General features: G+C 62.3%; 21 protein-coding genes and 1 tRNA gene. 8 read left to right on the top strand and 14 right to left on the bottom strand.

The window, feature by feature from the left end; all coding sequences use genetic code 11:
- Positions 1-50: 50 nt before the first annotated feature.
- The 4 genes from RAC79_RS03475 to RAC79_RS03460 form a co-directional block, all read right to left on the bottom strand.
- Positions 51-2,177, bottom strand: coding sequence for a ParB N-terminal domain-containing protein (locus RAC79_RS03475; RefSeq protein WP_374996876.1), 2,127 nt, complete (start codon positions 2,175-2,177; stop codon positions 51-53).
- Between the two features lie 77 nt (positions 2,178-2,254).
- Complete coding sequence (locus RAC79_RS03470) at positions 2,255-2,638, bottom strand: DUF2958 domain-containing protein (protein ID WP_374996875.1); 384 nt, start codon at positions 2,636-2,638, stop codon at positions 2,255-2,257.
- Complete coding sequence (locus tag RAC79_RS03465; protein ID WP_374996874.1) at positions 2,635-3,594, bottom strand: ArdC family protein; 960 nt, start codon at positions 3,592-3,594, stop codon at positions 2,635-2,637. The genes RAC79_RS03470 and RAC79_RS03465 overlap by 4 nt, the downstream gene beginning before the upstream one ends.
- A gap of 196 nt (positions 3,595-3,790) precedes the next feature.
- Complete coding sequence (locus RAC79_RS03460) at positions 3,791-4,291, bottom strand: SOS response-associated peptidase family protein (protein ID WP_374996873.1); 501 nt, start codon at positions 4,289-4,291, stop codon at positions 3,791-3,793.
- A 59-nt stretch (positions 4,292-4,350) separates the two neighbouring features.
- Between RAC79_RS03460 and RAC79_RS03455 the strand changes: the two genes are divergently transcribed.
- The 3 genes from RAC79_RS03455 to RAC79_RS03445 are packed head-to-tail and all read left to right on the top strand — an operon-like array spanning position 4,351 to position 6,823.
- A complete protein-coding gene (locus RAC79_RS03455; protein WP_374996872.1) occupies positions 4,351-4,941 on the top strand; it encodes an SOS response-associated peptidase in 591 nt (196 codons plus the stop codon).
- 34 nt (positions 4,942-4,975) lie between these two features.
- A complete protein-coding gene (locus RAC79_RS03450; protein ID WP_374996871.1) occupies positions 4,976-5,932 on the top strand; it encodes a patatin-like phospholipase family protein in 957 nt (318 codons plus the stop codon).
- A gap of 9 nt (positions 5,933-5,941) precedes the next feature.
- Complete coding sequence (locus RAC79_RS03445; protein ID WP_374996870.1) at positions 5,942-6,823, top strand: nucleotidyltransferase; 882 nt, start codon at positions 5,942-5,944, stop codon at positions 6,821-6,823.
- Between the two features lie 41 nt (positions 6,824-6,864).
- On the opposite strand, the gene RAC79_RS03440 is transcribed toward RAC79_RS03445, so the two are convergent.
- The 8 genes from RAC79_RS03440 to RAC79_RS03405 form a co-directional block, all read right to left on the bottom strand.
- Positions 6,865-10,125, bottom strand: coding sequence for an error-prone DNA polymerase (locus RAC79_RS03440; protein WP_374996869.1), 3,261 nt, complete (start codon positions 10,123-10,125; stop codon positions 6,865-6,867).
- Positions 10,122-11,645, bottom strand: coding sequence for a DUF6504 family protein (locus tag RAC79_RS03435; protein ID WP_374996868.1), 1,524 nt, complete (start codon positions 11,643-11,645; stop codon positions 10,122-10,124). Before RAC79_RS03435 ends, RAC79_RS03440 begins: the two co-directional genes overlap by 4 nt.
- A complete protein-coding gene (locus RAC79_RS03430) occupies positions 11,560-12,312 on the bottom strand; it encodes an ImuA family protein (RefSeq protein WP_374996867.1) in 753 nt (250 codons plus the stop codon). Before RAC79_RS03430 ends, RAC79_RS03435 begins: the two co-directional genes overlap by 86 nt.
- A 99-nt stretch (positions 12,313-12,411) precedes the next feature.
- Positions 12,412-13,464 carry a hypothetical protein gene (locus tag RAC79_RS03425; RefSeq protein ID WP_374996866.1) on the bottom strand — a complete coding sequence of 351 codons (1,053 nt, stop codon included), beginning with the start codon at positions 13,462-13,464 and terminating at the stop codon, positions 12,412-12,414.
- 26 nt (positions 13,465-13,490) lie between these two features.
- Positions 13,491-17,141, bottom strand: a complete 3,651-nt coding sequence (locus tag RAC79_RS03420) for a DEAD/DEAH box helicase (protein ID WP_374996865.1) — start codon at positions 17,139-17,141, stop codon at positions 13,491-13,493.
- On the bottom strand, positions 17,141-17,983 hold the full coding sequence (locus tag RAC79_RS03415) for an aminotransferase (RefSeq protein WP_374996864.1): 843 nt from the start codon (positions 17,981-17,983) through the stop codon (positions 17,141-17,143). Before RAC79_RS03415 ends, RAC79_RS03420 begins: the two co-directional genes overlap by 1 nt.
- 228 nt (positions 17,984-18,211) lie before the next feature.
- Complete coding sequence (locus RAC79_RS03410) at positions 18,212-18,640, bottom strand: PIN domain-containing protein (protein ID WP_185755988.1); 429 nt, start codon at positions 18,638-18,640, stop codon at positions 18,212-18,214.
- On the bottom strand, positions 18,640-18,942 hold the full coding sequence (locus RAC79_RS03405; protein ID WP_374996863.1) for a hypothetical protein: 303 nt from the start codon (positions 18,940-18,942) through the stop codon (positions 18,640-18,642). The genes RAC79_RS03410 and RAC79_RS03405 overlap by 1 nt, the downstream gene beginning before the upstream one ends.
- Positions 18,943-19,244: 302 nt before the next feature.
- On the opposite strand from RAC79_RS03405, the gene RAC79_RS03400 reads away from it, so the two are divergent.
- Together RAC79_RS03400 and RAC79_RS03395 are read left to right on the top strand one after the other, a co-directional pair.
- Positions 19,245-19,472, top strand: coding sequence for a hypothetical protein (locus RAC79_RS03400; protein ID WP_374996862.1), 228 nt, complete (start codon positions 19,245-19,247; stop codon positions 19,470-19,472).
- Positions 19,473-19,523: 51 nt separating this feature from the next.
- The gene (locus RAC79_RS03395; protein ID WP_374996935.1) at positions 19,524-21,167 is read left to right on the top strand and encodes a recombinase family protein; all 1,644 of its coding nucleotides are present in this window, start codon (positions 19,524-19,526) and stop codon (positions 21,165-21,167) included.
- Here the strand turns inward: RAC79_RS03395 and RAC79_RS03390 are convergent.
- A tRNA-Asn gene (locus tag RAC79_RS03390) sits at positions 21,126-21,200 on the bottom strand. The two genes, RAC79_RS03395 and RAC79_RS03390, sit on opposite strands and share 42 nt — an antisense overlap.
- Before the next feature lie 176 nt (positions 21,201-21,376).
- Between RAC79_RS03390 and RAC79_RS03385 the strand changes: the two genes are divergently transcribed.
- Entirely contained in the window at positions 21,377-21,655 is a 279-nt protein-coding gene (locus RAC79_RS03385) for a hypothetical protein (protein ID WP_174044212.1), read from the top strand.
- 3 nt (positions 21,656-21,658) lie between these two features.
- Here RAC79_RS03385 and RAC79_RS03380 read toward each other — a convergent pair whose 3' ends face one another.
- Positions 21,659-22,303, bottom strand: coding sequence for an exopolysaccharide biosynthesis protein (locus RAC79_RS03380; protein ID WP_003521567.1), 645 nt, complete (start codon positions 22,301-22,303; stop codon positions 21,659-21,661).
- 511 nt (positions 22,304-22,814) lie between these two features.
- Between RAC79_RS03380 and RAC79_RS03375 the strand changes: the two genes are divergently transcribed.
- Entirely contained in the window at positions 22,815-23,402 is a 588-nt protein-coding gene (locus tag RAC79_RS03375) for a YqaA family protein (RefSeq protein WP_080856238.1), read from the top strand.
- A 138-nt stretch (positions 23,403-23,540) separates the two neighbouring features.
- A complete protein-coding gene (locus tag RAC79_RS03370; RefSeq protein ID WP_003521565.1) occupies positions 23,541-24,095 on the top strand; it encodes a dual specificity protein phosphatase family protein in 555 nt (184 codons plus the stop codon).
- Positions 24,096-24,107: the final 12 nt, after the last annotated feature.

Below are 24,107 nucleotides of genomic sequence, written 5' to 3'. Positions count from 1 at the left end.
GCTCGGTTGGAGGGAGGGGCGGAGCGAACGAAGCCGCTCCGCCCGAGCGATCACTCGGCCGCGACGAGGTGGTGTTCGTCGTCTTCGCCGGCGGACTCCCCGTCATCGCCCGCCAGGAAGTCGGGCAGCGCCGCGCCGTCATCCTCGAGAACGGTCTCGGTCGCCGACACGGATGCCTCGGGCGCGGCGGCCAAACGCAGCGGCTCCGGCAGCCAGCCAGTATCTGCCAGCAGGCGCTCGGCTTCCTTGGCCATGTCGACCTTTTTCAGATGGTCGATGAGCTGCGCGTGCTGTTCGCCGGCGCCCTCGCGTACCGCCTGCAGGATGCGGGGCTTGGTGACCCGGTTGAGGTAGTTGCCGAAGGTCGGCCGCCAGCCGGCCTCGACTAGGTCAAGCCCGGTCGCCCGGGTCAGGCGATCGGCTTGGGCGAGCCGCATATCGAGCGTGTGCTGGGAAATGCCGCCGGCGCTGTGCGGGTTCGGTCGCTCATAGAGCGCGTTCACGCCGTAGCTGACGCAATGCGCCAGGAGCGCCATCCGGCTGGCGTCGTCGAGGGCCGCGAGCCAATCCCACAGGGCGTCGTCCTCCTTCGGGATGTCGCCAGCCCAGGCGGCGTGGCGGTCCTGCACCGCGCGCGCGGACGGGCTGTCCTTCAGTGCATCGTCCTGGGCCGGGAAGAAGATGTGCTTCACCCCGGCCTCCATGGCACCCGTATACATGCGGGTCATGAAGGTGTCCGAGACGAGCTTGTGGAGCAGCGCGGTCATTGCGACGTGCGGATTCTCCGCGACTGCGTTCCGCAGCGCGAGCGTCCGATAAGCCGTCAACTCTATGACCAGGCGCTCCGGCAGCGGCTTGATGACCTCGTCCTCATCGTCGTCCTCCGGCTCGGCAGCCTGGCCCCCGATGGTGATGACCGCCCGCTGCACCGAGGGCTCGGCCGGATCGCCGCCGGCTTCCACGCTGGTCTCGCTCTCGGGCTCGATCAGCGCCTCGTCCTCGGCCCGCACGTAGCCGCGGTCGATATCGAGGCTGCCGTCATGGGCGATGCTGATGAATACTCCAGCACGGGCGATGTCGTCCTCATCGAAGCGCACCGGCCGGGTCTCGAAGGCGGCGAGCGCCGTCTCGATCTCGCCGAGGCGTTGATCGACCTCGTCCGGCAGCTCGTCGGCCCCTTCATATTCTGCCTCGAGCGTCTGGTATTCGGCGTTAAGCGCCTCGATGGTGGCGTTTTCCTCGGCCGAGAGATCGAGCGGTTCGCCCTGCAGTTCGCGCAACCCGCGCGTGGCGTCATAGGGAAAGCTGACCGCGACCTCGATCCACTTCCAGCCCTCGGTGGCGACCGTCTCGGCCGCGGCCTTCAGCTTTTCGGCGACCAGGCGATCAAGCAGTGCCGGGTCCTGCATCCAGCCGCCATCGTCGGACTGGAAGAGATCACGCATGGTGACGCCGCCAGCGGCCTCGTAGGCCTCGACGCCGACGAACACAGCCCGCTTATCGGAAGCGCGCACCGTAGTCTCGGTGAGCATGCGCCGGATCTGGTACGGCTCTTTCGACCAGGCATCCTTGATCGCGTCCCATACCTGTTCCTGGCGGGCGTGGTCGTTCGACACGGTGAACGCCATGAGCTGCTCCAGCGTCATGCCGTCGTCGGCATAGACGTCGAGCAGCGTCGGCGATGCGGACGCGAGCCGCAGCCGCTGCTTCACGACCTGGGCCGGCACGAAGAACGCCGCGGCGATCTCCTCCTCGCTCATGCCCTTGTCGCGCATGTCCTGGAAGGCGCGGTACTGGTCGAGGGGGTGGAGTGGCGCGCGCTCGATATTCTCGGCAAGCGAGACCTCTTCGGCGAGGATGCGGTTGTCGCGCTCACGCACCACGCAGGGGACCGGCGCGGCCTTGGCGAGGCGCTTCTGCTTTACCAGCATTTCGAGCGCTCGGAACCGGCGGCCGCCGGCGGGCACTTCGAACATGCCGGTCTCGTTGCCTTCGGCGTCGATCACGGGGAAGACGCTGAGGCTCTGGATCAGGCCGCGCCGCGCGATCGAGGCCGCCAAGTCCTCGATGGAGACGCCGGCCTTCACGCGCCGGACGTTCGACTCGCTGAGCACCAGCTTGTTGAAAGGAATATCACGCGAGGACGAAAGGACGATCTTATGAGCTGCAGTAGCCATCGGGATTTACTCCGCGACGGGCGGCCGAGAGCCTCTCTCTCGACCTCCAACCCGTCACGGAAATCCCGTCCTCCCTCTCACTCTCTAGTTGATGGCGCTTCCCGTTGGGCTTGACGGACGGCGTGAAGCAGGCGTTCGGCCTCGTGGATGCTGCCCGTCCGGTGCGCCGTCTCGGCCCACACCGAGATGGGGAACAGGCCTTCGAACAGTATGTCGCGCTCGATGCCGAGCCCGAAAGGCAACCGTACAGCGACCATTTCGGCGAGGCTGAACGAGCCCAACTCGGGCTCGCCGAGATCGGCCAGGCCGAAAAGGGTGTCGCCGTCATCATCGAGTTCGGTGGCGAGCCAGACGCCTTCACCGATCGGGTTGAAGAACTTCACGACCGGGACATGGTCGACGTCGCGTGCGCGACCATTGGAGAGGAGCTGATGGCGCAGCTCGGCCGAGAGAAGGATCATGCCGCCCTCCTGTCGATAGAGGTGTCGGCCTGCAGCTCGGCACCATCGGCCGGCATGAAACCGAGCAGCCAGTCGGCTGCCTTGCTCGCCTGGCTGGCTGCGCGGACGATGGCGCGATTGTCCTCGCGCAGCACCTCCAGCCAGGAGCCGATGTAGTCCGCGTGCCTGACGGTCGGCACGATGCCGAGCGAGGCGCAGCAGAAGGCGGCGTTCATCTCGGCGACCAGTTCCTCAAATGCGTATTTCTTGGTGCCGAAGCCGCCGCTCATGTCACGGCCGAGCCGGGAGGGATGGCCAGTCGCGTGGCCGAGCTCGTGCAACGCCGTGCGGTGCCAATTGATCGGCTCGAAATAGGCCTGGGGCGGCGGGACCTGCACGTAGTCGAGCGCCGGTACATAGAAGGCACGGTTGCCACCGATGCGGAAGTCGATCTCCGTCGCACGGATGAGGGCCTCGACCCTGGGCTCGATCAGGCCGGGCAACGGAGGCGGTGCAACGATCGCGACGTCCTCCGGCAAATTCTCGCATTGTGCGGCGTTGAAGACGGTGAAGCGCTTCAAGAACGGTATTGCCTGGGCTTCCTCGCCGGTTTCGCGGGCGCGGCGCTTCTCGTCGTCAGGGACGAAGCGGTCGGCATAGACGACGGTCGTGCCACGTTCGCCCTTGCGTACATTGCCGCCGAGCGCGAGCGCCTGGCGGAAGGTGAGCCAGCTCTGGCCGGGAAAGCCGTGCTCGATCACGGCGCCCCATAGGATCAGCACATTGATCCCGGAATAGTGCCGGCTGGTGGCGGCGTTTCGCGGCATGGCGAGCGGCGCCTTCGCCCCCGCCGTTCCCCAAGGCTGAACCCACGGCACGCGGCCGGCTTCCAGCTCGGAAATGATCTTGCCGGTGATTTCGTCGTAAAGGCTCGCCCGCTCTTGGCCGGCGCGAGCGGGTGCGGTCTTTCTGGACATCGCGGATCTCCGCGACGGGCGCCAGGAGCCTCTCTCCCAGCCCTCAACCCGTCACGGCAGACCCGGTCCGCACTCTCACTTTAGGGGGCGTTGCGGGGTCTCCCCGCAGAAGGGGTCGGCCGAGACCAAGGGCTCGGCCGCAGGGGAAGGCTTTCCCCTTTAAAATCGTAACTGCGTAAAACCGGATTTCAGTAAGTCAGAACGCGAGCGCCGCCTGCGCCTCGCGCGGCTGCGACACGCGAAAGCTCCCCGCCGGCAAGGGGCGCAACAGTTCTTCTTCCGGGCAGGTCAGGTCGAGCCAGTCCATGCGCTGATCCCGGCGCAGCACCGCCATCTGCCGGTCGTGATAGGGTTCGACATCGTCGTTGGCCGCCGTCGTCAGGATTGCGTAGGCCTCCGGCCACTCCAATGTCGCCGGCCTCCAGATGCCTGCGAAATAGAACCAGTCACCACTGACGAGCGAGAAGGTGTAGTTCTTGCCCCGGCTGCGGTGCCTGAATTCGGAGGCAGGGACGAGGCAGCGGAAGGACGGGAACTTCCGACCTTCGGCGCGCACGACGGTGAAAGGCCGGCCGCCACGCTCGCGGGGTTGAAGGCCCCACGGCAGTTTCACCATCTCAACATCGCCGCCGTCGCGCCTTATGATGATGCGGCGTTCGTCGAGCGATGCGTCGGGATCGAAAACCTTCGCGCTCATGACCTGTGAACATAACAAGAACACGATCGTAAGGCAATGGCGATCGAGACGGAGGACCGATGTGCAATGACTATCGACTGAAGGTGGATGTCGCTTCGATCGTGGAGGACTTCGCCGACCTGAAGATCAAGATACGTTTCGGCGAAGGGACCCCGAACATCGAGGCGCGCGACGACATCAAGATCACGGATGTCGCTCCGATCATCCGCACGGTCGATGGGACCCGCGGCGAAGGCGACATGGTGCAACGCCGGTGGAGCTGGCCGGCGCCGAACAAGCGGCCGGTCTACAATTTTCGTTCTGAGGGGCGCGAGTTCACCTCGAACCGCTGCCTGATCGTGGCGGACGGCTTCTACGAGTTCACCGATCCTGCCGAGAAGGGAAAGAAGCGGAAAGACAAGTGGCTTTTCACCAAGCGTGACGAGCCGATCTTCTGCATCGCAGGCATCTGGCGCGAGACGAAGGATGTGGGCGAGGCCTTCACGATGCTGACCATGGAGCCCGGGTCTGACATCGCGCCATACCATGACCGGCAGATCGTCATCCTCGAACGCGATGCCTGGGCCGATTGGCTCGACCCGTCCGTGCCGGCGCAATCGCTCATCCGGCCGCTGTCGGCCGGCTCGCTGCAAGTAGTACAGGTCGGGTGAGTCATTATCGTGTATTATTGAGTGAAGCGGATTCGTGAAGGCAGAATGGGTGGGCGAGTTTCCAGCGACAAGTGAGATATTCCGCGTGCTCAGCTTAGATGGCGGAGGCGCGAAAGGATTCTATACACTCGGTGCGTTGAAGGAAATCGAGGCACTGACCGGCTGCCGACTCCACGAGAAGTTCGACCTCATTTATGGGACCTCGACCGGCTCCATAATCGCCGCGTTGCTTGCGTTAGGATATTCCGTCGACGAGATTGAGGCGCTGTACCGCAAGCACGTTGTGACTGTGATGTCGCAATGGCTCCCTCGCCAGCGGACGGCTGCGCTCGACGCGCTCGCGGCAGAGGTTTTCAAGGACCTGAAATTCGACGCCTTTAAGACAGGCGTGGGCATCGTCGGCACACGATGGACTGAAGAGCGCCCCATCATCTTCAAAACGGATGGGAAACAAGCATTTCGCGGAAAGGCGACATTTGACCCTGGCTTCGGCTGCACCATCGGAGATGCGGTTGTTGGATCCTGCTCGGCTTATCCCTTCTTCGAGAGGAAATTCGTAAAAACTAGCCGCGGCGAGAAGATCGAAGTTCGGGACGGCGGGTTTGTGGCGAATAACCCGACACTCTACGCAATAGTGGACGCTACCGAAGCTCTCGGAGTTTCGAGAGAGGCGGTTCGGGTTGTTAGCATCGGCGTCGGTGAGTATCCGCCGCCGAAATTGCCAGCGTGGAGCGTACGAAATTGGGCGAGCAAGCTCCCGACGATGGTCTTTCTGCAGAAGACGATGGAGATCAGTGCGCAGTCGATGGATCAGTTGCGCAAGGTCATGTTCAGAGAGGTTCCGACGATCCGAATCCATGCCCGATATACGCAACCCGAAATGGCGACCGATATGCTGGAAGTCGACTTAGAGAAGCTCGGGTTGCTCTGGCAACGCGGGCGCGACTGCGCACGCGACGCAGAAGAAGAATTGAAAAAATTCCTAGTTTGAGGGGGGGATATGGCGATCGCAGAGGCGCAGCTCGAAACATGGTCTCAGCAAGGGAAGACGGGGCAATTCACAGACACATACAATTCCATCCGAGGGAACCTCCTGGATGCCTCAGCGCCTTATCCTTTGAAGGACGTGGAGATCCACCTTCAGGGGTCCTATGGCAACGATACGAACGTGTGGGCCGACAGTGACGTCGACATCGTTCTTTGTCACAACGGTGCATTTTATTACGACATAACCGGCATGAGCCAAGGCGAGCAGGACGCGTTCAAAGGCGTCTTCTCCACCAATGCGGCCTACGGATACAACGAGTTCAAAAAGGACGCCGAGGGTTTCATCGGCGGCCTCTACAATGGCGTTGTTCCAGGGAAGAAGGCTTTGCATATCCCTGGTAATAACGGTCGTCGTGATGCCGACGTCCTCGTTTGCCAGCAATTTCGACGCTATTACTCGTACGAGCCGGGAGTGCATGGATGTCACTATGGCGTCGCGTTTTACGTCAATGGCATTCGTGTCGAAAACTTCCCAAAACAGCATGCTGAGAAGTGTACAGCAAAGCATCAAGCCACGAATCAGAACTTCAAGCGTGTGGTGAGAATTTTCAAGAACATGCGAAACACAATGATCGCGAAAGGAATGCTCGCCGACAAGGTGGCCCCGTCGTACTTCATCGAGGGAATGTTATCCAATGTTCCCAACGATAAGTATGTCGGCAGCTATCAGGACATGTTCGTCGAGTGCTTTAATTGGATCGTCGCCGCCGACGAGTCCAAGTTGACGACCGGAAGTGGACTTCACTGGCTCGTTCGCGACAACTCCTCGGTTTGCTGGTCCTCGGCCAATTTCCGAACTTTCACAGCCGCGCTGAAGAAGTTCTGGGAGACCTGATAGGCGGCCAAGCGACCCCACACTGCCGTATCTCTGGCTGCTCAATGAAAGTTCCGGCTCTTCACCTTGATCGTGTCGATATGCAGGTCGGGGATGTAGATGTCGCGGGTGCGCAGCGCCTTGGGCGGTAGCTCGCGCGGATCGGGGCCAGCGCCGCCGTTGCGGACCTGGTCACCGCGGCCATGCGGCAACGGGAACGCCGCATCGCGGCTTCCCACGCTGGCAAGGTCGGCCGAGAGGTCGGTAATCCGTTGAGCGACCAGGTGAACGACGTCTCCCTCGCGCTGGATGCGGCCGCGCACCGCCATCATGCTTGCCGACAGGACGGCGCGGCGGTTCGCCTCGAACACCTTGGCCCAGACGACGAGGTTAGCGATTCCGGTCTCGTCCTCCAGAGTGATGAACATCACGCCCTTCGCGCTGCCCGGACGCTGGCGGACGAGGACGATCCCGGCCGCCTCGAGCCAATGGCCGTCGCGCGTCGCCATTGCCTCGGCGCAGGTGACGATCCGCCTGCTGCGGAGGTCCTCACGAAGGAAGCTGAGGGGGTGGGCCCGGAGCGTTAGGCCGACATGGCCATAGTCTTCGACCACCTCACTGCCGGCCGTCATGGGACGCAGCGCCACGGCTGGCTCACTGATCTCTGGCACGATTTCGGCCTCGCGCGCGGACGCGGCAGCGAAAAGCGGGAGCGGCTCGTCCCTCAGAGCCTTGATTGCCCATAGGGCCTCGCGACGCGCAAGCCCGAGCGCCGGACGGAAGGCGTCAGCTTCGGCGAGCTGGACCAGAGCCGCTGATGGCACGCCGGCACGCCGCCAGAGATCGTCGATTGAGGCGAAGGGCTGGTCAGCACGCGCGGCTACGATCGCGGCGCCATGGGCATTGGCGAGGCCTTTGACCATGCGCAGGCCGAGCCGGACGGCGAAGCGGCTGTCGTCCTCCGTTGGTTCGAGCGTGCAGTCCCAGCGGGAGGCGTTGGCGCAGACGGGTCGAACATCGACGCGATGTTCGATCGCGTCCCTGACGATCTGGGCGGGCGCGTAGAAGCCCATGGGTTGGGCGTTGAGCAAAGCCGCGCAGAATATGTCGGGATGCCAGCATTTCAGCCAAGCGCTGGCATAGGCGATCAGCGCAAAAGAGGCTGCGTGCGATTCCGGAAATCCGTAAGAACCGAACCCCTCGAGCTGCTTGAACGTGGCCTCTGCGAAATCGCGCTGATACCCGTTGTCGACCATCCCCTGGATGAGCTTCTCCTTGAAGCTGGAGACCCCGCCGGTGAACTTGAAGGTGGCCATCGACTTGCGGAGCATGTCGGCTTCGCCCGGCGTGAAGCCGGCGCACTCGATCGCGACGCGCATGGCCTGCTCCTGAAAGAGCGGCACGCCCAGGGTTTTGCCGAGCACCTTTTCCAGCTCCGGCTTCGGAAAGACTACGGGTTCGAGACCTTCGCGGCGGCGCAGGTATGGATGGACCATGTCACCCTGGATCGGCCCCGGTCTTACGATCGCGACCTGCACGACCAGGTCGTAGAAGGTCCGGGGCTTAAGCCTCGGCAGCATCGACATCTGCGCACGGGATTCGATCTGGAAACTGCCGAGTGTGTCGGCTCGCCGGATCATCGCGTAGGTGCGCGGATCCTCGGCGGGGATGGTGGCGAGGTCGAGATTGATGCCCTTGTGGTCGGCAAGCATGTCGAGCCCGCGCTTCATGCAGCTCAGCATCCCCAGGGCCAGGACGTCGACCTTCATGAAACGCAAGGCGTCGATATCGTCCTTGTCCCATTCGATCACCTGGCGGTCCACCATCGCCGCGGGCTCGATCGGGACCAGCTCGTCGAGCCGGTCATGGGTCAGGACGAATCCACCCGGATGCTGGGACAGGTGCCGGGGCGCGCCCATGAGCTGGCGCGCGAGATCGAGCGCCAGGCGCAGCCGTCGGTCGCCTTGATTTAGGTTTAGCGCCTCGACATGCTTCTCCTCGACGCCTTCCGACCAGCCCCAGACCTGGCCTGAGAGCGTCTTGATGAGGTCTTCGGTGAGGCCGAGCGCCTTGCCGACATCGCGGATCGCGCCCTTGGTGCGATAGCGGATCACGGTGGAGCACAGCGCAGCGCGGTCTCGGCCGTAAGTGTCGAACACCCACTGCATTACGATTTCGCGCCGCTCGTGTTCGAAATCAACGTCGATATCCGGCGGTTCGCGCCGCTCCTCGCTGACGAACCTTTCGAACAGGAGGTCGTTACGGCCGGGATCGATCGACGTGATCCCGAGGACGTAGCAGACGGCGGAATTGGCTGCTGAACCACGTCCCTGACAGAGGATATCCTTGGACCTGGCAAACCGTACGATGCTGTTCACGGTCAGGAAATAAGGCGCGTATTGCAGCTTCTCGATCAGGCGCAGCTCGTGCTGCAGAGACGCTCTGACGGTGTCCGGCACACCTTCGGGATAGCGGGCATCCGCGCCTTCCCAGACGAGTTTTTCGAGCGTCTCCTGCGGCGTGAGCGTCGGATCATCTCGCTCCTCAGGATATTGGTAAGCCAGCTCCTTCAGGTCGAACCGGCAGCGCGCCGCGATCTCTATCGTGCGGGCGACTGCCTCGGGATTGCGCGGAAACAGCCGGTACATTTCCTCCGGCGGCTTCAGGTAACGGTCGCCGTATTCGCGCCGGTCGCCGAGCTCGTCGATGGTGATGCCGTGACGGATGCAGGTCACGACGTCCTGCAGGATACGCCGGTCCGGCGCGTGGTAGAGCACGTCGTTGGTGACAACGGCCGGCACGCGCATCTGCGTCGCCATGTTCGACAGCTCGTGGATACGGAGCTGGTCGTTCGGGCGGCGCCGGAGGGTCAGGGCAAGATAGGCACGGTCCCCGAACGCGTCGCGCAGCCGGCGGAGCTGGAGCCCGCAGGTCTCGTCGGGCTCGTCCGGAACGAGGATGGCGATCAGACCCTCGCTGTAGGCCACGAGATCGGCCCAATCGAGGATGCACTTCGCCTTGCCGCCGCGCTTCTTTCCAAGCGACAGCAGCCTGCATAGCCGGCCATAGGCCGCTCGGTCGGTCGGATAGACCAGCACCGACATGCCGTCGGCTAGATCGAGACGACAACCGACAATCAGGCGCACCCCCGTCGTCTTCGCTGCCTCGAAGGCGCGAACGATGCCGGCGAGCGAATTGCGGTCTACGACGGCCACAGCCTCGATGCCCTGGATTGCGGCCTGGGCGAACAGCTCCTCGCAGGATGAGGCACCTCGCAGGAACGAGAAGTGGGAGGTGACCTGCAGCTCGGCGTAGCGGGTCATCCGAACACACCATGCAGAAACCAGCGCTGCGATCCCGTATTGGGATCTTCTCCGTCGCCGGAGCGGAAGATCCAGTAGCGCTCGCCGGCGTCATCCTCGACCCGGAAGTAGTCGCGCACGGCGGTCAGCTCGGAATCGCGTCGCCACCATTCGCCGCGGATGCGCTCCGGTCCGTCAGCCTGCCGAACACGCCGGCGGATGCCCCGCCACGTGAAGGCGACCGGGGGATGGTCGGGCAGAAGCGCCATCGTCTCGATCGGTTCTGGCGAAGCCAACAGCCGCGATGGTCGTGGCCAATGACCCGGCCAGCTCGCGCCGGTCTCGGGCGCCATCGGAGGAATGCGCCGTACTGAGCGCTCGGGCACCTCGGTGGCCACCGGAGCCGCCCGGTAGAGACAGCGCTCGCCAACCCGGTTGATCAGCGTGTCGACCAGGTCGGAGACATCCGGCACGCCATCGTCGACCATGGCTGTGAGCGTCTGCTTCTGCGAGAGCGGCTCGGCGAGCGTTGCGGTGAGACTCAGAATCTCGATGCCGAAGCCCGGCTCGATCGTCTCGATTTTGTCGGTCAGCAGGCGCGTGAGGCGCTTCACGTCGCGCACCGGCATGGCGGTGCCGACACGGACGGCCTGCAGGCGATTATCGACCCGGTGACAGATCAGGTCGAGGCGCTTGGCGCCGAGGCCCTTGGCCTCCAGTTCGGCGCAGAGCTGGACAACCAGCTTGCCGACATAGCGGGCGATCGTCTCGGCCGCGCCGATAGGCTCCGCGAAATTCCGCTTTACCTCGATCAGCTCGTCGGGGCGGATCGGATCGATCGGTTCGCTGAGCAATCCCAAGGCCTGGTCGAGGCGGCGACCGAGCTGCGGCCCGAAGCGCAGGGCGAGCGGAGCGCGCGGTTGCGCAAGAAGATCCCCGATGCGCTCTAACCCGAGAACATGGAGCGCTGCGATCATGTCCGCCGGGAGGCGCAGCGCCGGCAGTGGCAGATCGGCCAGGATCGCGCTGCCATGACCGGGTGGCGCCACCACGGTCGGCTTGGCGGCATAACGGGCCAAGGCGTGCGCAGCGCCCCAGGTGTCAGCGATAGCGGCACGGGCGCGCAGGCCGGAGGCTGAAAGCCGGTCGACTAGTGCGGCGAGCATTGCGGCTTCGCCGCCGTGGAGATGATCGGCGCCGGTCGAATCGATAACCAGCCCGTCCGGCGCATCGGCCGCGACGATTGGCGCGTAGCGCTGGAGCATCCACAGGGCGAGGTGGTCGAGAGCTCGAGCGTCGGCCGCCGCGTCATGGTCACGGACCACGAGGTTCTGCACGAGAACCCGGGCCTTGGTCGCGGGCATCCCGACGCGCACGCCGGCGGACTGGGCTGCGGCGTCAACCGCCAGCACCACCTGCTTTCTCCCGTCGCGGCCTATCAGGGCGAGCGGCACCTCAGCCGGAGGCGCCGCGTCGCCAGCCTTCCGCCGGAGCCGGTCGGTGGACCAACTCGGAAGGAAGAGCGAGACGACCCGTGTCATCACACGCCTCCACTTCAAAATCTGCACTTTCGCCCGCACGGGCGCGGATGAGTTCCAAGAGCCAGCGGTGGCGGCCGACGCCGGGCACCGGCAGGGTCGCCGAGGGAATGACGGACACGCGCCATCTCGTGGCGGCGGCCGTCGGCTGGCCGAAATCAGAAGCGTCCGTTTGTCGGCGCCAGCGCCGCAAGGCGATGCCGATCGTGCCGCTGCCTTCGGCGCAGAGCTGGAGCCGCCGTGATGCGGTCATGTCGAGCCGCGCGACTTCGCCGACGACAGCGCCAAGGCCGCCATGGCGTAGGCCTTCCTCGACACAGGCCAGCACCGTCTTGTCGTTGCCCGCCTCGACGTAGATCACGCGATCGGGCGAGAGGCCCGCTTGCGCCAACGCTGGGGCGAAGAGATCAGGCCGGGTGATGACCCAAAGAACCTTGCCCCTGGTTCTTGCAGCGATCCCAGCGGCGAAGAGAGCCGCGGCCGCACCATCAACGGCACCGTTGCCGCCGCCGGCAATTTCATGAAGTGCGCCGAGTGTGAGGCCGCCGCCTGGAAGCCGCGAGTCGACCTCGGCGATTCCGAACGGAAGCACCGATTTCGCGCGCCGGCCTCTGCCTTCGATCTTCTCGATCTGCGCGCGCAATGACTCTATGGCGGGCTCGGGCCGCAAATTCCTCGTTGACCTCCGGGCACGGGTTCAGCATCATGTTCTCTATTTGTTCTATCTTTGGAGTGCCGGAGTCAAGGTGGATTCCGTGTCCGACCGTTTTCATTGTCCGACTTTGGATGGGCGCGGCGAGAGGTCGTAGCGCTCTACCTCGGCCTTGACCCTGTTAGGCCCTCCAGCATCTCGCCATCCGTTTTGCCGCAGCCTGGCAGCCCGCAGACTCATCCCCATGATGTAGGAAACAGCGAGAGGACTTTTCCCCATGTCGAAGAGCCGGTAGCAGATCTCGACTCCGCGCTTTGTAAGATGGCCGGTTGCAGGACCACCGTCCGAACCGTTGTTGTAATGGTTCGCTGGGAAACGCGGGTGCAAATCCCCGATCAATTCAGACCCGCTCAAATCGAGTTCGGCATCGATGGCCTTAAGGCGCTTCTGCTCGCTTCGGATTTGTATTTGGATGAGGCGATCCAGGCGCTTCAGCTCGTCCTCATAAATTCGCTCCGCCGTTTCGAAGAGCAGGCCATCCATCGAGAGGGTCAACAATAGCGCTCGGGCTCGCGTCCATAGCGAGTCTTTGTATGCGCGAAGGCGATCGAGCGCGTCACCTTTGTAGGTGGGTGCAGTGAAAGCGACGTGCTCGGACGTCCAGTACGATCGCGTCACGTCCGACATCACGTGGTGAATGCGGTGGGCGATGTCGTTTCTGTAGCTCAAGAGTTCTACCAGCTCGTCAGCTTCCTCGGCCGTGAACATCCCCGCATCGACAGCAAAGCGAAAAGCCTTCCGCAGTTTCTTGCCTTCCTTTGGATCATGCTCCTGAGAGTGACGCAGCTTTTGCGCATCTTCGGGAGAGAGCCGGCCGGCTAATTCGGCATCAGACAAGATTCTACCGAACACCCCTCGCAGACGGCGTTCCTCTGTCGTCTCCCAAAAGGGAGCGTTTGGGTCTTTGCCGGCGCGTGGGTAGACATTTGCGAGCATGAAGCCGCGGACTTCCTCCGCATAAAACAGGTAAAGCGTGGCCTCTGCTGCGCGATACCGTAAGACGTTCCGCTCAAGCGCGGATGGCCGGCCGCCGCGAGGGTCGTCGTATCGGCTATTTGGGAAGGTCCGGCCGAAATCTCGCTTACGATGCGACTTGGTTACCCCCACCACGGCCTTTCTCCTTTCCCGTGTCGCTCCTATGCCCGAGATCCAGCGGCAAACGTCCGGTGCACAGCCGATCCCCGTCGACCGGCGCGAAGCTCGTAGTCATTGGTGATCAATCGGTCGTCAAACTCGCCCAGGATGTCCTCCGATCGTGCAAGCTCGAACCCAGCCGGATCGAGCCAGCGCACGACGGCGCCATCAGTGATCGGGATGACGTTGTATCGCTGTCGACGGCCATCGGTGCCGGTGAGGGCAACCGGTTCCGGTTGCTCGACCGCGGCCTCGTGCGCTCGGCGCGCTAGGGTTCCTTGCCATTGGAGAAAGAGCTGTGGGTCGATGAGATCTTCGGACTCGATGTCGTCAAATCCATCGTTGAGCCAGGCCTCAAATTCCCCGCGTCGCGCGGCTGCCGCTTCGCGCGTCTGCGCGAGATTTTGCGACAGCGCGAAGGCGACGAAAGGATCATGCGTTCCCCATCTCAAAAGCTCGCGCGCCCAAAACCCGAACCAGGGCAACCCCGTGGTGGCCTTCCATTCGGCGAGCGTTGGGACGGCGAACGCGTCCGCTGCGCCTTCTGACCACGCCTGCGCAACGACCGCCCCGATCGCCACCCCAAGCCGAAACTCCAGATTATCGGCGACGAAGCGCTGCCAGGCGCGCAGATCGTCCGCGTCCGGCGCTAGCGCATCGGGTTCATGCATCCACCATCCCAACACGTCCGCCCAGCGCCGCAGGAGCGCCTGATCCGTATCGGTCTGACGGACACGGAAGCCGAAGCCACGGTCGGCGGCGAGCAGGTCGCCTATCTCCTCGAAAACATCAATCCGCGCTGCAGCGTCGACCTCACCGTAGGTGGTCGCCTCCGCAATGAGCTCGCGAAGGCGAGGAGCGATCGCTTCAAAGCGGCGACCGACGACGGGAGAGAAGCCATACTGATAGAGTCGGCGTCGCTCGTCCGCGTCTGGATAGATGGTCTCGACGATTGCGCGACCTCGTTGCACGAAAGCCTGCTCGAGCCAAAGTTCTTGGGCCGCGGCAGCGGACGTGAATGTCGTCCGCCACAGCTCCACAAGATGAGCCTCGGCTCGAGGGCCGGTCATATCGGCTCCGTCGGCTCGTGCGACCTCTTCGATCGCGGTCAGAAGCACGCCGTCGAGCTCGTCGAGCGTGTCAGCGAGGCGGGCACGGGCGTCGGTCGCACCTTCGCCCGCTTCGCCGCTGATGTCGGGGGGCAGTGCTTCTTCGAGCCACTCAAGGAAGTCGTCGGGGTCGATACCGAGCAAGCGCTCTGCACGATCGCGGATGGCATTGAGAAGCAACGCCAAAGGGCTTTCAACTTCGTCCGCATCCATTTCTTCGATGAGAAGCAAGGCGCGTAGGCGGTCATAGTCGCTCTGCAGCTCGCGGAGCTGGCCACGTTGAACTGGGATTGTTGCCGGCGCGGTAGACGATACCTGCGTCGGCAGCGCGACGAGGGTCATGCCTTCGATTCCTTTCGCCGCGCCAGGCCTTCCGGCGCGCCCCGCAAGGTTGCGGAATTCAGACGTCGATAGAGGAGCGATGACCTGACTTTGGGTGACCTGATCCCACGAGCGCCGCTTGAGCGATGTTAGAAAGATGAGATCGAACGGGAGGTTCACCCCTTCGGTGAGCGTCGCGGTGGCGACAGTGATGGGACAAATCTGACGCTCGATCATCTCCACCATCAGTCGTCGTAGGCGCTGCGGCATCTGCCCGTGGCTGGTCGCGATTCCCCGATCGAGGAGGAACAGCTCGAATGAGCCTTCGCCGCAATAGTCGATACAGGCTGCTCGGGCTTCATCGAACCTTTCACGGTCCATGCCCTCGGGAGCCGCGAATGGGGGAATAGCTGCCCACGCGTCGAGTTCCAGCGCCTCCTTGAACCAGCGCATCGTCTGTTCGGGCTCTTGCGCGACCGAGATCAGAATCCGCTGATCCTCTTCGACAAGGTGAAGCGCAGTCCAGAGAACGCTGAGGCAGTTGAAGCGATTGAGGCTGTTGCGCATTGCCGCCGGAAGTTGGGGCATCGGTTGCATGCGTAGCGGGAGATAGACCGGTTGCTCCTGGCCACGCACGTAGAGCGTCCGGCCGTTCATGATGTCGAGGAGGATTCGGCCGGTCGCGTTCGGCGCGGTTTCGAGAATGCCAATGACCTGCCGTGTGCTGCGATAGCGGACGCCGACTGCATCTGCATCGGCGCGACCCTCGACCCATCGAGCAACGGGAAGAGCCGCGCCGCCTGCGACGGCCGTCAGCGCGATGCGGACCACGTCCGGCCGCTGCGCGATCACACGAGAGACGAAGTTCTCCAGCCGGATTGATCTGTTGCTGTGGTCCGAGAAGCTGATGCGAGTATTGTCGTTCGCGTCGGGCACGACCTGATGCGCTTCATCTAGGATCAAGAGCCGCAGACGAGCCGTGATAATCGGGCCGAGATAACGCATCAGCGCGTCCGCTTTTTCCACGGTCGCAATCAGGACCGTCGGCTCTTCTCCGGTAAGCCAGTAGTCGGTGATACCCCAATCGGCGCCGCCATAGAGCGCAGTAATGGTCATTTCGCTGCCGAGTTCGGCGCGGAGCTTGGCTTCGACCTCCCCGGCGAGCGCCCGCGAGGGTACGAGATAGATGGCGAGCGGAGCTAGGCCATCGTGTTCGCGCAGCAGCAGCTCCTTCAGGAGCGCCATGTTTGCTACCAGTGTCTTTCCCGAACCCGTCGGAGTGCAGAGCGCGAACGACGAGTCGCGCAGTAGGCGATCAAGGCCTTGGAGCTGGGATGTCCATAGAATTCCACGACCACGGCTGAACTGGTCGCGGGCATATGCCACCAGCTTTCCCGTCCTGGCCGGATTCAGCGCGGCAAGCGCCCGCAGCGGCCGATAGATGCTGGCTGCCTTGTAGCCGTCTGCGACCTGCCGCATGAGCGCAATGACAAGCGAGGCGTCGTCGCTGAACGTCCTCGCGGCCATTTCATCGAGCGCATAAAGCTTCGACATAGCGACCTCCCGACGCGCGTCGTCGCCGCGGCGGAGGCTGTCAGCGATCAATCCGAGGGTGCGCACGAGTTCGACGGTGAAAAACCAAGCAACGCGATCATCGTCCTCGTCCAGGTCGAACTCTTCGACTCCAGCCGCGGCGAGCCGGCGTGATGCGTCGGGTGCCGTCAGATCGGGGTGCGTGTTCCAGAAGGTGGAGGATCGACGAATGACGCCATCGAAATCCGCTCTTAGAAACGCCGAATAGAGCGCGACACCTTCGTGATCGGTCGCGATCTGCCTGAGAAGGCCTGACGCCATCGCTGGCAGGCCCCCGAGTTGGTATGCAGCGGCCGCGAGCAGCTCGATCGGGACGATCGAGCGAAGACCATCGGCAGCCCGCGAGAGCCACTCCAGAATTTCGCCCGTCCTGCGATAGCAGTCGATTGCCCGAGGCGAGGATGTTCCTTCGATCTCCCGAAAAATATGGGCTGCATGAAGCAGGCGCCGGGCGTCCGCCAACTGCCGGGCAGACTCGCGATCGCTCCACTGAATCGCAGGAACCTGCCAGGTCGTTTGGAGGCAGCGCACATAGGCGCGCGCCTGTGGGCGCGAAAGTTCGTTTTCGATGGCCAGCGCACGGCGGAGGGTGTCGGCAACGTCTAGGCGGTCAGCGTCGAGTTCGGGCACTATTCCGCCTCCTGCCACAAGCTCGAATAGAGCCCATCGATGAGGCGCTCGCCGTCGGTCAGGATGAGCTCGACGACCTGAAGATCGTGCGGAGCGGTATATTCCTCCGGCGTTTCTTCCCACCCGATGAGCACGTCGAGTGCCTTGCGATCTCGAGCTCCATTACCGGCGATGAGGATGAGATTGGTTCGAGGCAGCGGCGGCGCATCTTCCAAAAGGACGGCTTGGTCGATCGACAGAATTGCAGCCTGATGGCCTTCGGGGTCCCGCAATTCGAGGAGTCGCTGGAGTTGCCGGAGGCCGTGCGGGAGCGGCGTGTCTCGATTGACTTCGAACCAGACACCACGGCCGGATCGCGTGCGCTCGCCGGTTTCTTCATCTTCCTCCCAGGGGCCGAGCATCAAGGAATCGACAGCGGATTCGGTTAATCGCTGGCGCCACTTCGCTTCTCCCACGATGAAGCGGACGACTTCACCGTCCTCGTTGAGCGAGAGTCCCAAGAAGTCGGAGCCAAAGCGGCCGAAAATCTGGCGAACGCGGTCCGGATTGCGCGCGAGGTCCCATAGGTAGGCCTCGACGTCGGCATGTTGTCGGAAAAGGAAGATAGGGATGCACCATTGGTGGCCGCCGACGAATTTGGCCTGGAATGCTTCCGTGACCATTCCGGCCATCACTTCGCCGAAGAGCCCGCGACGCGCGGTTGACGGGAGGCAGCTCGGGTAACACGCGTGGGCCCCGGGCGCGTCCGCGTCGGGGTGGAGGTCGATGCCGATCTGACGGTGGAAATACTCGCGAGCATCGAGATGCGCGGACTCGAAGTACGGGCGCATCGCGTCGATCAAGTCTTCGTCGGTGGCTACCTTCTGTTCAAGCAGGAGATGGCCGTATGCCCCTCTGACTGTCCCGTTCGACGAAAGCCACTCGTCGATCGCATCGATGGGTGGTTCACATGTATGCACTGTCGTCGCCCCCCAGCGGAAGGCGAACGGAACGGCCTATATGCCGGCAGTCACGGACTGAGCGCCCCCTCATGATAAACCTTAGAGGGCAAATCTTGACGATTGCCCCCATCATGCGCCGCCCCGCAATGGATTGATGATCTCGACACCCGCGAAATCGCGCTCATTATCCGTCACGACAACACAGTCGTTCGTGGTGGCGATGGCGGCGATGATCGTGTCGAGCCCGCTGCGCGGACGACCCGCCGCCCTGCCTTCGGCCATCAACTCCGCCCATACGAGACCGGCTCGTTCGTCGAAGGGCAGGATACGGCCGGCAAATAGCGCCTGTGGGCCTTGCGGACCGCTGAACCAAGCGTCGAGTTGGTCCCGACGCTTGCCTGCCGGCTTCTCGATCACGCCCCTGCGAAGCTCCGCCAAGGTCAACGAGGCGATAAAAAGGTCATCGTCAGACTGATCGGCCATCCAGGCGACCAGTGATTCCGACGGCGCCGGCTTGGTGAAATTGCTGAGGATGTTGGTGTCGAGCAGGTAGCGCATCAAATATCGACCTTCCGTCCTTCCTCACGCGGACGGCTTAGGTCGAGTTCGGAGCCGATCAGGGGCGAGGCCAGAAGGGCCTTGAGGATACCGCCTTTTCGCGACGGCTCGCCAGAGATGGACTGATTGACGGCCGCCCGCAGTCGATCGGCGTCAGCACCGCCCTCGGCCAACCTCCTTGCGACCGAGCGAATCAGGTCGCGATCGTCATCGCGGCCAATCACCTCGAACCGCGCCATACCTCGTTCGGTTAGGCGACTGCGATAGTTGTCGATTGCTCGGCGCTGAGGACTCTTGCTCATTCTGGCTCTCCGGACTATAACCGGTAATATAACCAGAGCGCCGGGAATCTGCAAGGCCGACAGGTCGCGACGGCGGATTCGGACTTTGCCGAGGACACCCTAATGCGCACCAAACCCGCCGAACATACTACGCTGACGGGCGTCCGCGCCGCCGGCCGCACTTTATTGCACTACGCGGCGGTTTCAGACTGCCGCCGAGAGCTCTCCACTGCCGCCGGTCGGCGCCAAATCCCGCAAACCGATGTTCGCATTAACACCCTGAATAGCTTGGATAATTCGTTGCTTAGCACGATCATGTCAGCATGTCAGCAAAGCAAGCCATCACTGAAATCGAACCTGAGATCGACGATTTCTTCGACTATGCGGAGAAGGGCTTTTATTCGCCCGCGCGCGAGCGTCGTCCACGAAAAGTCAAATCCCGGCCGCGCGTCGTGGCCGAGTGGCCCGTCGGCGTCACCGAGGCAGAGCTGGACATCCTGGAAATCCACCTCGCTGACATCCTGGACGAGATATTCGATCCAAAGAACTGACCTTACTAAAGGAGGCGTCGCGTGAAAGCCAAAGCGAACCTCGCCTTGGCGATGCCGGGGCGTGCTGCACTCTATCTTCGGGTCTCGACGGGACGGCAGGCCGAGCATGATCTGTCGATCCCGGACCAACGCCGGCAGCTTCGAGCATATTGCGAGGCGAAGGGAATCGAGGTCGTCGCTGAATACGTCGAGCCTGGCGCATCCGCGACAGACGACAAGCGCCCCGAATTCCAGAGGATGATGGACGCCGCCTCTGAGAAGCCGGCGCCGTTCGATTGCATTATCGTTCACTCGTTCTCGCGGTTTTTCCGGGACCAGTTCCAACTCGAGTTCTACTTTCGCCGCCTCGCGAAGAACGGCGTGAAGCTGACTTCGATCACCCAGGACCTAGGCGATGATCCGATCAGCGGGATGATGCGCCAGATCATGGCGTTGTTCGATGAATACCAGTCGAAGGAGAACGCCAAGCATACGCTCCGCGCCATGCGCGAGAACGCTCGGCAAGGGTACTGGAATGGCTCTCGGCCGCCCTACGGTTATCGGATCATTGCAGCGGAGACGCGTGGACAACGCACGAAAAAGAAGATCGAGCCCGATCCGTTGCTGATCGACAACGTCAAGCTCATCTTCCGCTTGGCGCGTGTCGGCGACGGGGACGGGCCGATGGGGTCAAGGCAGATTGCCGGATACCTCAATGATCGCGGCATCCGAACACAGACTGGCGGCCGGTGGGGCGTCGGCGGCGTCCATCAGGTACTGACCCGCGAGACCTACATCGGGAAGCATCGCTTCAACGTGTCTAGCTGGCGGAAGGGCGTCAAGAAGCCGGCGGACGAAGTCGTCGAGGTCGAGGTCGAGCCGATCATTACCGTAGAAGAGTTCGAGGAGGTCCAAGCGATCATGCGCTCGCGCAGCCCGCAACTCCGCGCGCCCCGTTTCGTGAGCGGCCCGACCTTGCTCGGCGGCGTGGCGTTCTGCGCCGATTGCGGTGGCGCTATGACGCTTCGAACGTCCGGAAAGGGTTCTGAATACCGCTACTACACCTGCTGCACGGCTGCGCGGCAAGGGCCGAAGGGTTGCAAGGGCCGATCCATCCCGATGGACGAGCTGAACGACCTGGTCGTGAGCAGCGTGGTTGAGCGGCTTCTCAGCCCGCACTTCCTCGAAGAGGCGCTCAGCGCGCTTCTGAAGCGCCGGGATGAGGCGGCGGAACGCGAGACGGGAAGGATCGTCGCGCTCAAACGCAACGCTCTGGACGCAGAAAACAAGCTGACGCGTCTCTACGAGGCAATCGAGGCGGGATTGGCCGATCTGACCGATTCGAACCTCAAGGGGCGCATCGCGGAGCTGAAGAGGATTCGGGATTCGGCCCAAGCCGACGTGGAGCGGGCAGAAGGTCGGCGCGAACGGAGAATCGAAATCACCCCACAGGCGCTCCGGACGTTCGCGGCCGCAGCAAAGGACCGGATGCGGGGCGAGGATGGTTCTTTCCGGCGGAACTACATCCAGCAGCTTGTGCAGCGAGCCGAGGTGGGAACCGACGAAATCCGGATAGTGGGATCGAGAGCCCGGCTCCTCCAAACGCTCGTAGCGTCTGGAGGAAAGCCTGGAGTGGAAACTGCGGCGCACGGCGTTCGCAGTTTCGATCTGAAATGGCTCCCCGGGCCGGATTCGAACCGGCGACCTGTCGATTAACAGTCGAATGCTCTACCGCTGAGCTACCAGGGAACGTCCACCGCTTGGCGCGGTGTGAGCGGGGTAATACAAATGCTTTTCCGATTTGCCAAGCGGTTTTTTCAAAAAAAACGCATTCCTCTTGTTTTATCCATCCAGAGTCCCGATTTTCCGGGCTTATCGCCGGTGAAAAAATTATCCACAGGCCAGATGCAAAAGGGCAGGATGGAATGAAATTCGGTATCGACCACAGAACGCACCGCCTCCATGTCGGAAAATGGAGCTTTGCCATGCCGCGTTCGCGCGTCGGCAGGATTGCGACCGGCTCGGCGCTGGTGGTGGGCGGAACGCTTGGTTTCCTGCCCGTGCTCGGTTTCTGGATGATTCCGCTCGGTCTCGTCGTGCTTTCCCACGATCTGCCGGCGGTTCGCCGCCAGCGGCGACGGCTGGCGGTCTGGTGGGCATCGCGGCAGAACCGCCGCGACACCCGCAATGGCGACCGGCAATAGGTCTTATGCGCCGATGGAACTGCTGATGCCCTGGCCGGCCCAGAAGGCCGCATAGGCAAGCGCTGCAAAATAAATCGCCGTCAGCCCGAGAAACAGGTAACCGCCGAGCACGGTAACGCCATCCCTCTGAATCATCCCGGCTGAAAAAAGCAGGATCGCAACGCCTGGAAGGGTGTTGGAGAAGGGAATGAAGCCGAGCGGCATCATCAGCAATACGCCCGCCGTCATCAGCGCAAGTCCGTTTATGCGGTTGGCGATGATGCCGGTCGTCAGCGCGGGAATGCGCGGGCGGATGAAACCGTCGAGCTTGGAGACAATGGCGACGCCTTTTTGAAGGGCGGGAACGAGCTTTGCCGTCTCCATCTGCCGGTCGAGGATTTTTGCCGGCAGCCATGGCAGGCGGTTGAGGGTGATTGCCAGGCTGACAAGAATGATCGCCGCACCAAAGACCGTGCTGACGCCGGGAATGGAAACCGGGATGAGAAAGGGCAGGGAGGCGATTGCGCAGATAAGCAAAAGGCCCTGTTCGCCGATCGCTTCCATCAACTCGCGCAACGTGATCGTCTGGCCCTGCAGCTTTCCTATCAGCTTCTCAAGCGTCGTGCTCAGCTTTTCAGACGTATCAGTAAATGCGAATTCGTTCGTCATGCGGCTTCCCGGAAGTTGTTTAACTCCGGGATTGATAACATCCATCCGGCCCAATGCCTATCGCCGATAGAAAAAGAGCCTCATCTCATTTGGTCGCGTGGTTCGCCTGGATTAGTGCGAAACCCAGCTACTGTAGGCGCCTGCAAGAAGAACCACCAGCAGAATGACAAGTATGACCGGATTGATCGATGTAACGAAGTTTACATAGTCCATGATAACTTCCTCCTCTTTCCTCCACTTCTTATTCTACAGCAAAAAGGCGAGTTCATCTACCACAGGCTGAAATTTCGCATTGCAACAACCGGCTTGCGGTGAGGGCTGGAAATGCTCGTCTTTATGATTTTTTGCGATGCAAAAATAAATTTTCCAACATTTGCCATTCTCTTGCGTTGTCTCTAATCCTCATTCGGGGCCGGTCTCTCCGGCCCGTCGGCAACCGCATGAATCACCGCCGATATGCCTTGGCTCCCGCCCGCCTTCACTCCGCAACACTCTTCCCCGGGGACACGACATGCTGAAAAACATCTATGCCTGGACGATGGCGCTCGCCGCGCGCAAAACCGCCGTGTGGTGGCTGGCAATCGTGGCTTTCGTGGAAAGCTCCATCTTCGTTGTGCCTGCCGATGTGCTTTTCCTGCCGATGGTGCTGGCCAGACCGAAAAAGGCGATGTTTTATGCGCTCGTGGCAACTGTCGCCTCGGTTTTTGGCGGAATCGCCGGCTGGTTCCTCGGCCACTATGCCTTTGAAAGCATCGCGCGGCCCATTCTCGAATTTTACGGCAAGCTCGACAGCTTCGAGCATCTGAAGAACTCCGTTGACTACGAAACCATCGTTCTCCTGCTGGTGACATCGGGGCTCGCGCATCTGCCGCCGATCAAGGTCGTGACTATCCTCTCCGGCGCGGCCAATATCAGCCTTGGCCTGTTCATTCTTTCGGCCGTCGTCACGCGCGGCGCGCGCTTTTTCATCCTTGCCGGATTGCTGCAGAAATACGGGGAATCGGTCCGTCATTTCATCGAAAAACGCCTCGGCGCCATCACCGCGGCAGCCGCCGCCGCGCTCATCGCGGTCTATGCGGTTTACGTTTTCGTGCGTTGATCAAGCGCAAATTTTCTACTCTTACAATACTGTCGCATAACTTTCAGCTTACTGTCAGAATCCGTCTGTATCGGTTCTCTCGTCGAATGAGGGAACCGTTTTATTATGCGAAGATTTTGGAAGTGCTCCTTTTGGGGCATGGGTATTGCTGTGCTTGCCGCAGGCGGTTACCTCTACGCCATTCAGCTCCTGGGCAATTTTCACGAGGTTGTCGCGGGGCAGCTTTATCGCTCCAACCAGCCGAGCAATGAGCAACTCGTCCGCTATACCAAAGACCATGGCATCAGGACGGTCATCAATCTGCGCGGCGCGAACGAATCCAAGGCCTGGTATCGCGATGAGGTCGAAACCGCCCGCGAACTGGGACTTAATCATATCGATTTCGGCATGTCGGCAAGCCAGGAGCTTGACATGAACAGGGTCAACGAGCTGGTCGCCATCATGCGCGATGCGCCGAAGCCCATTCTCATTCATTGCAAGGCCGGCGCGGACAGGACAGGCCTCGCCACCGCGCTCTATCTCAGCCGCGTGGCAAAGCTTGATGAGGAACAGGCGGAAAGCCAGCTTTCCTTCCGCTTCGGCCATATCGGCATTCCCTATCTCTCGGAAACCTACGCCATGGACCGGACCTGGGAGAACGCGGAAAAGATGCCCGTCGTCGACGATTTCGCCATCGCCTCCAACGAGTTCTGAAGTCGGCTCGGG

The sequence above is a fragment of the Agrobacterium sp. LR_9 genome, assembly GCF_041954855.1.
Classification (GTDB): domain Bacteria; phylum Pseudomonadota; class Alphaproteobacteria; order Rhizobiales; family Rhizobiaceae; genus Agrobacterium; species Agrobacterium leguminum.
This window is presented reverse-complemented; position numbering and strand designations above follow the sequence as displayed.

Bases quoted from the DNA above. Each gene is read 5' to 3' on its own strand.
- RAC79_RS03475 (WP_374996876.1), bottom strand. From the start codon at position 2,177: ATGGCTACTGCAGCTCATAAGATCGTCCTTTCGTCCTCGCGTGATATT.
- RAC79_RS03470 (WP_374996875.1), bottom strand. From the start codon at position 2,638: ATGATCCTTCTCTCGGCCGAGCTGCGCCATCAGCTCCTCTCCAATGGT.
- RAC79_RS03465 (WP_374996874.1), bottom strand. From the start codon at position 3,594: ATGTCCAGAAAGACCGCACCCGCTCGCGCCGGCCAAGAGCGGGCGAGC.
- RAC79_RS03460 (WP_374996873.1), bottom strand. From the start codon at position 4,291: ATGAGCGCGAAGGTTTTCGATCCCGACGCATCGCTCGACGAACGCCGC.
- RAC79_RS03455 (WP_374996872.1), top strand. From the start codon at position 4,351: ATGTGCAATGACTATCGACTGAAGGTGGATGTCGCTTCGATCGTGGAG.
- RAC79_RS03445 (WP_374996870.1), top strand. From the start codon at position 5,942: ATGGCGATCGCAGAGGCGCAGCTCGAAACATGGTCTCAGCAAGGGAAG.
- RAC79_RS03440 (WP_374996869.1), bottom strand. From the start codon at position 10,125: ATGACCCGCTACGCCGAGCTGCAGGTCACCTCCCACTTCTCGTTCCTG.
- RAC79_RS03435 (WP_374996868.1), bottom strand. From the start codon at position 11,645: ATGACACGGGTCGTCTCGCTCTTCCTTCCGAGTTGGTCCACCGACCGG.
- RAC79_RS03410 (WP_185755988.1), bottom strand. From the start codon at position 18,640: ATGCGCTACCTGCTCGACACCAACATCCTCAGCAATTTCACCAAGCCG.
- RAC79_RS03405 (WP_374996863.1), bottom strand. From the start codon at position 18,942: ATGAGCAAGAGTCCTCAGCGCCGAGCAATCGACAACTATCGCAGTCGC.
- RAC79_RS03400 (WP_374996862.1), top strand. From the start codon at position 19,245: ATGTCAGCAAAGCAAGCCATCACTGAAATCGAACCTGAGATCGACGAT.
- RAC79_RS03395 (WP_374996935.1), top strand. From the start codon at position 19,524: ATGCCGGGGCGTGCTGCACTCTATCTTCGGGTCTCGACGGGACGGCAG.
- RAC79_RS03385 (WP_174044212.1), top strand. From the start codon at position 21,377: ATGAAATTCGGTATCGACCACAGAACGCACCGCCTCCATGTCGGAAAA.
- RAC79_RS03380 (WP_003521567.1), bottom strand. From the start codon at position 22,303: ATGACGAACGAATTCGCATTTACTGATACGTCTGAAAAGCTGAGCACG.
- RAC79_RS03375 (WP_080856238.1), top strand. From the start codon at position 22,815: ATGCTGAAAAACATCTATGCCTGGACGATGGCGCTCGCCGCGCGCAAA.
- RAC79_RS03370 (WP_003521565.1), top strand. From the start codon at position 23,541: ATGGGTATTGCTGTGCTTGCCGCAGGCGGTTACCTCTACGCCATTCAG.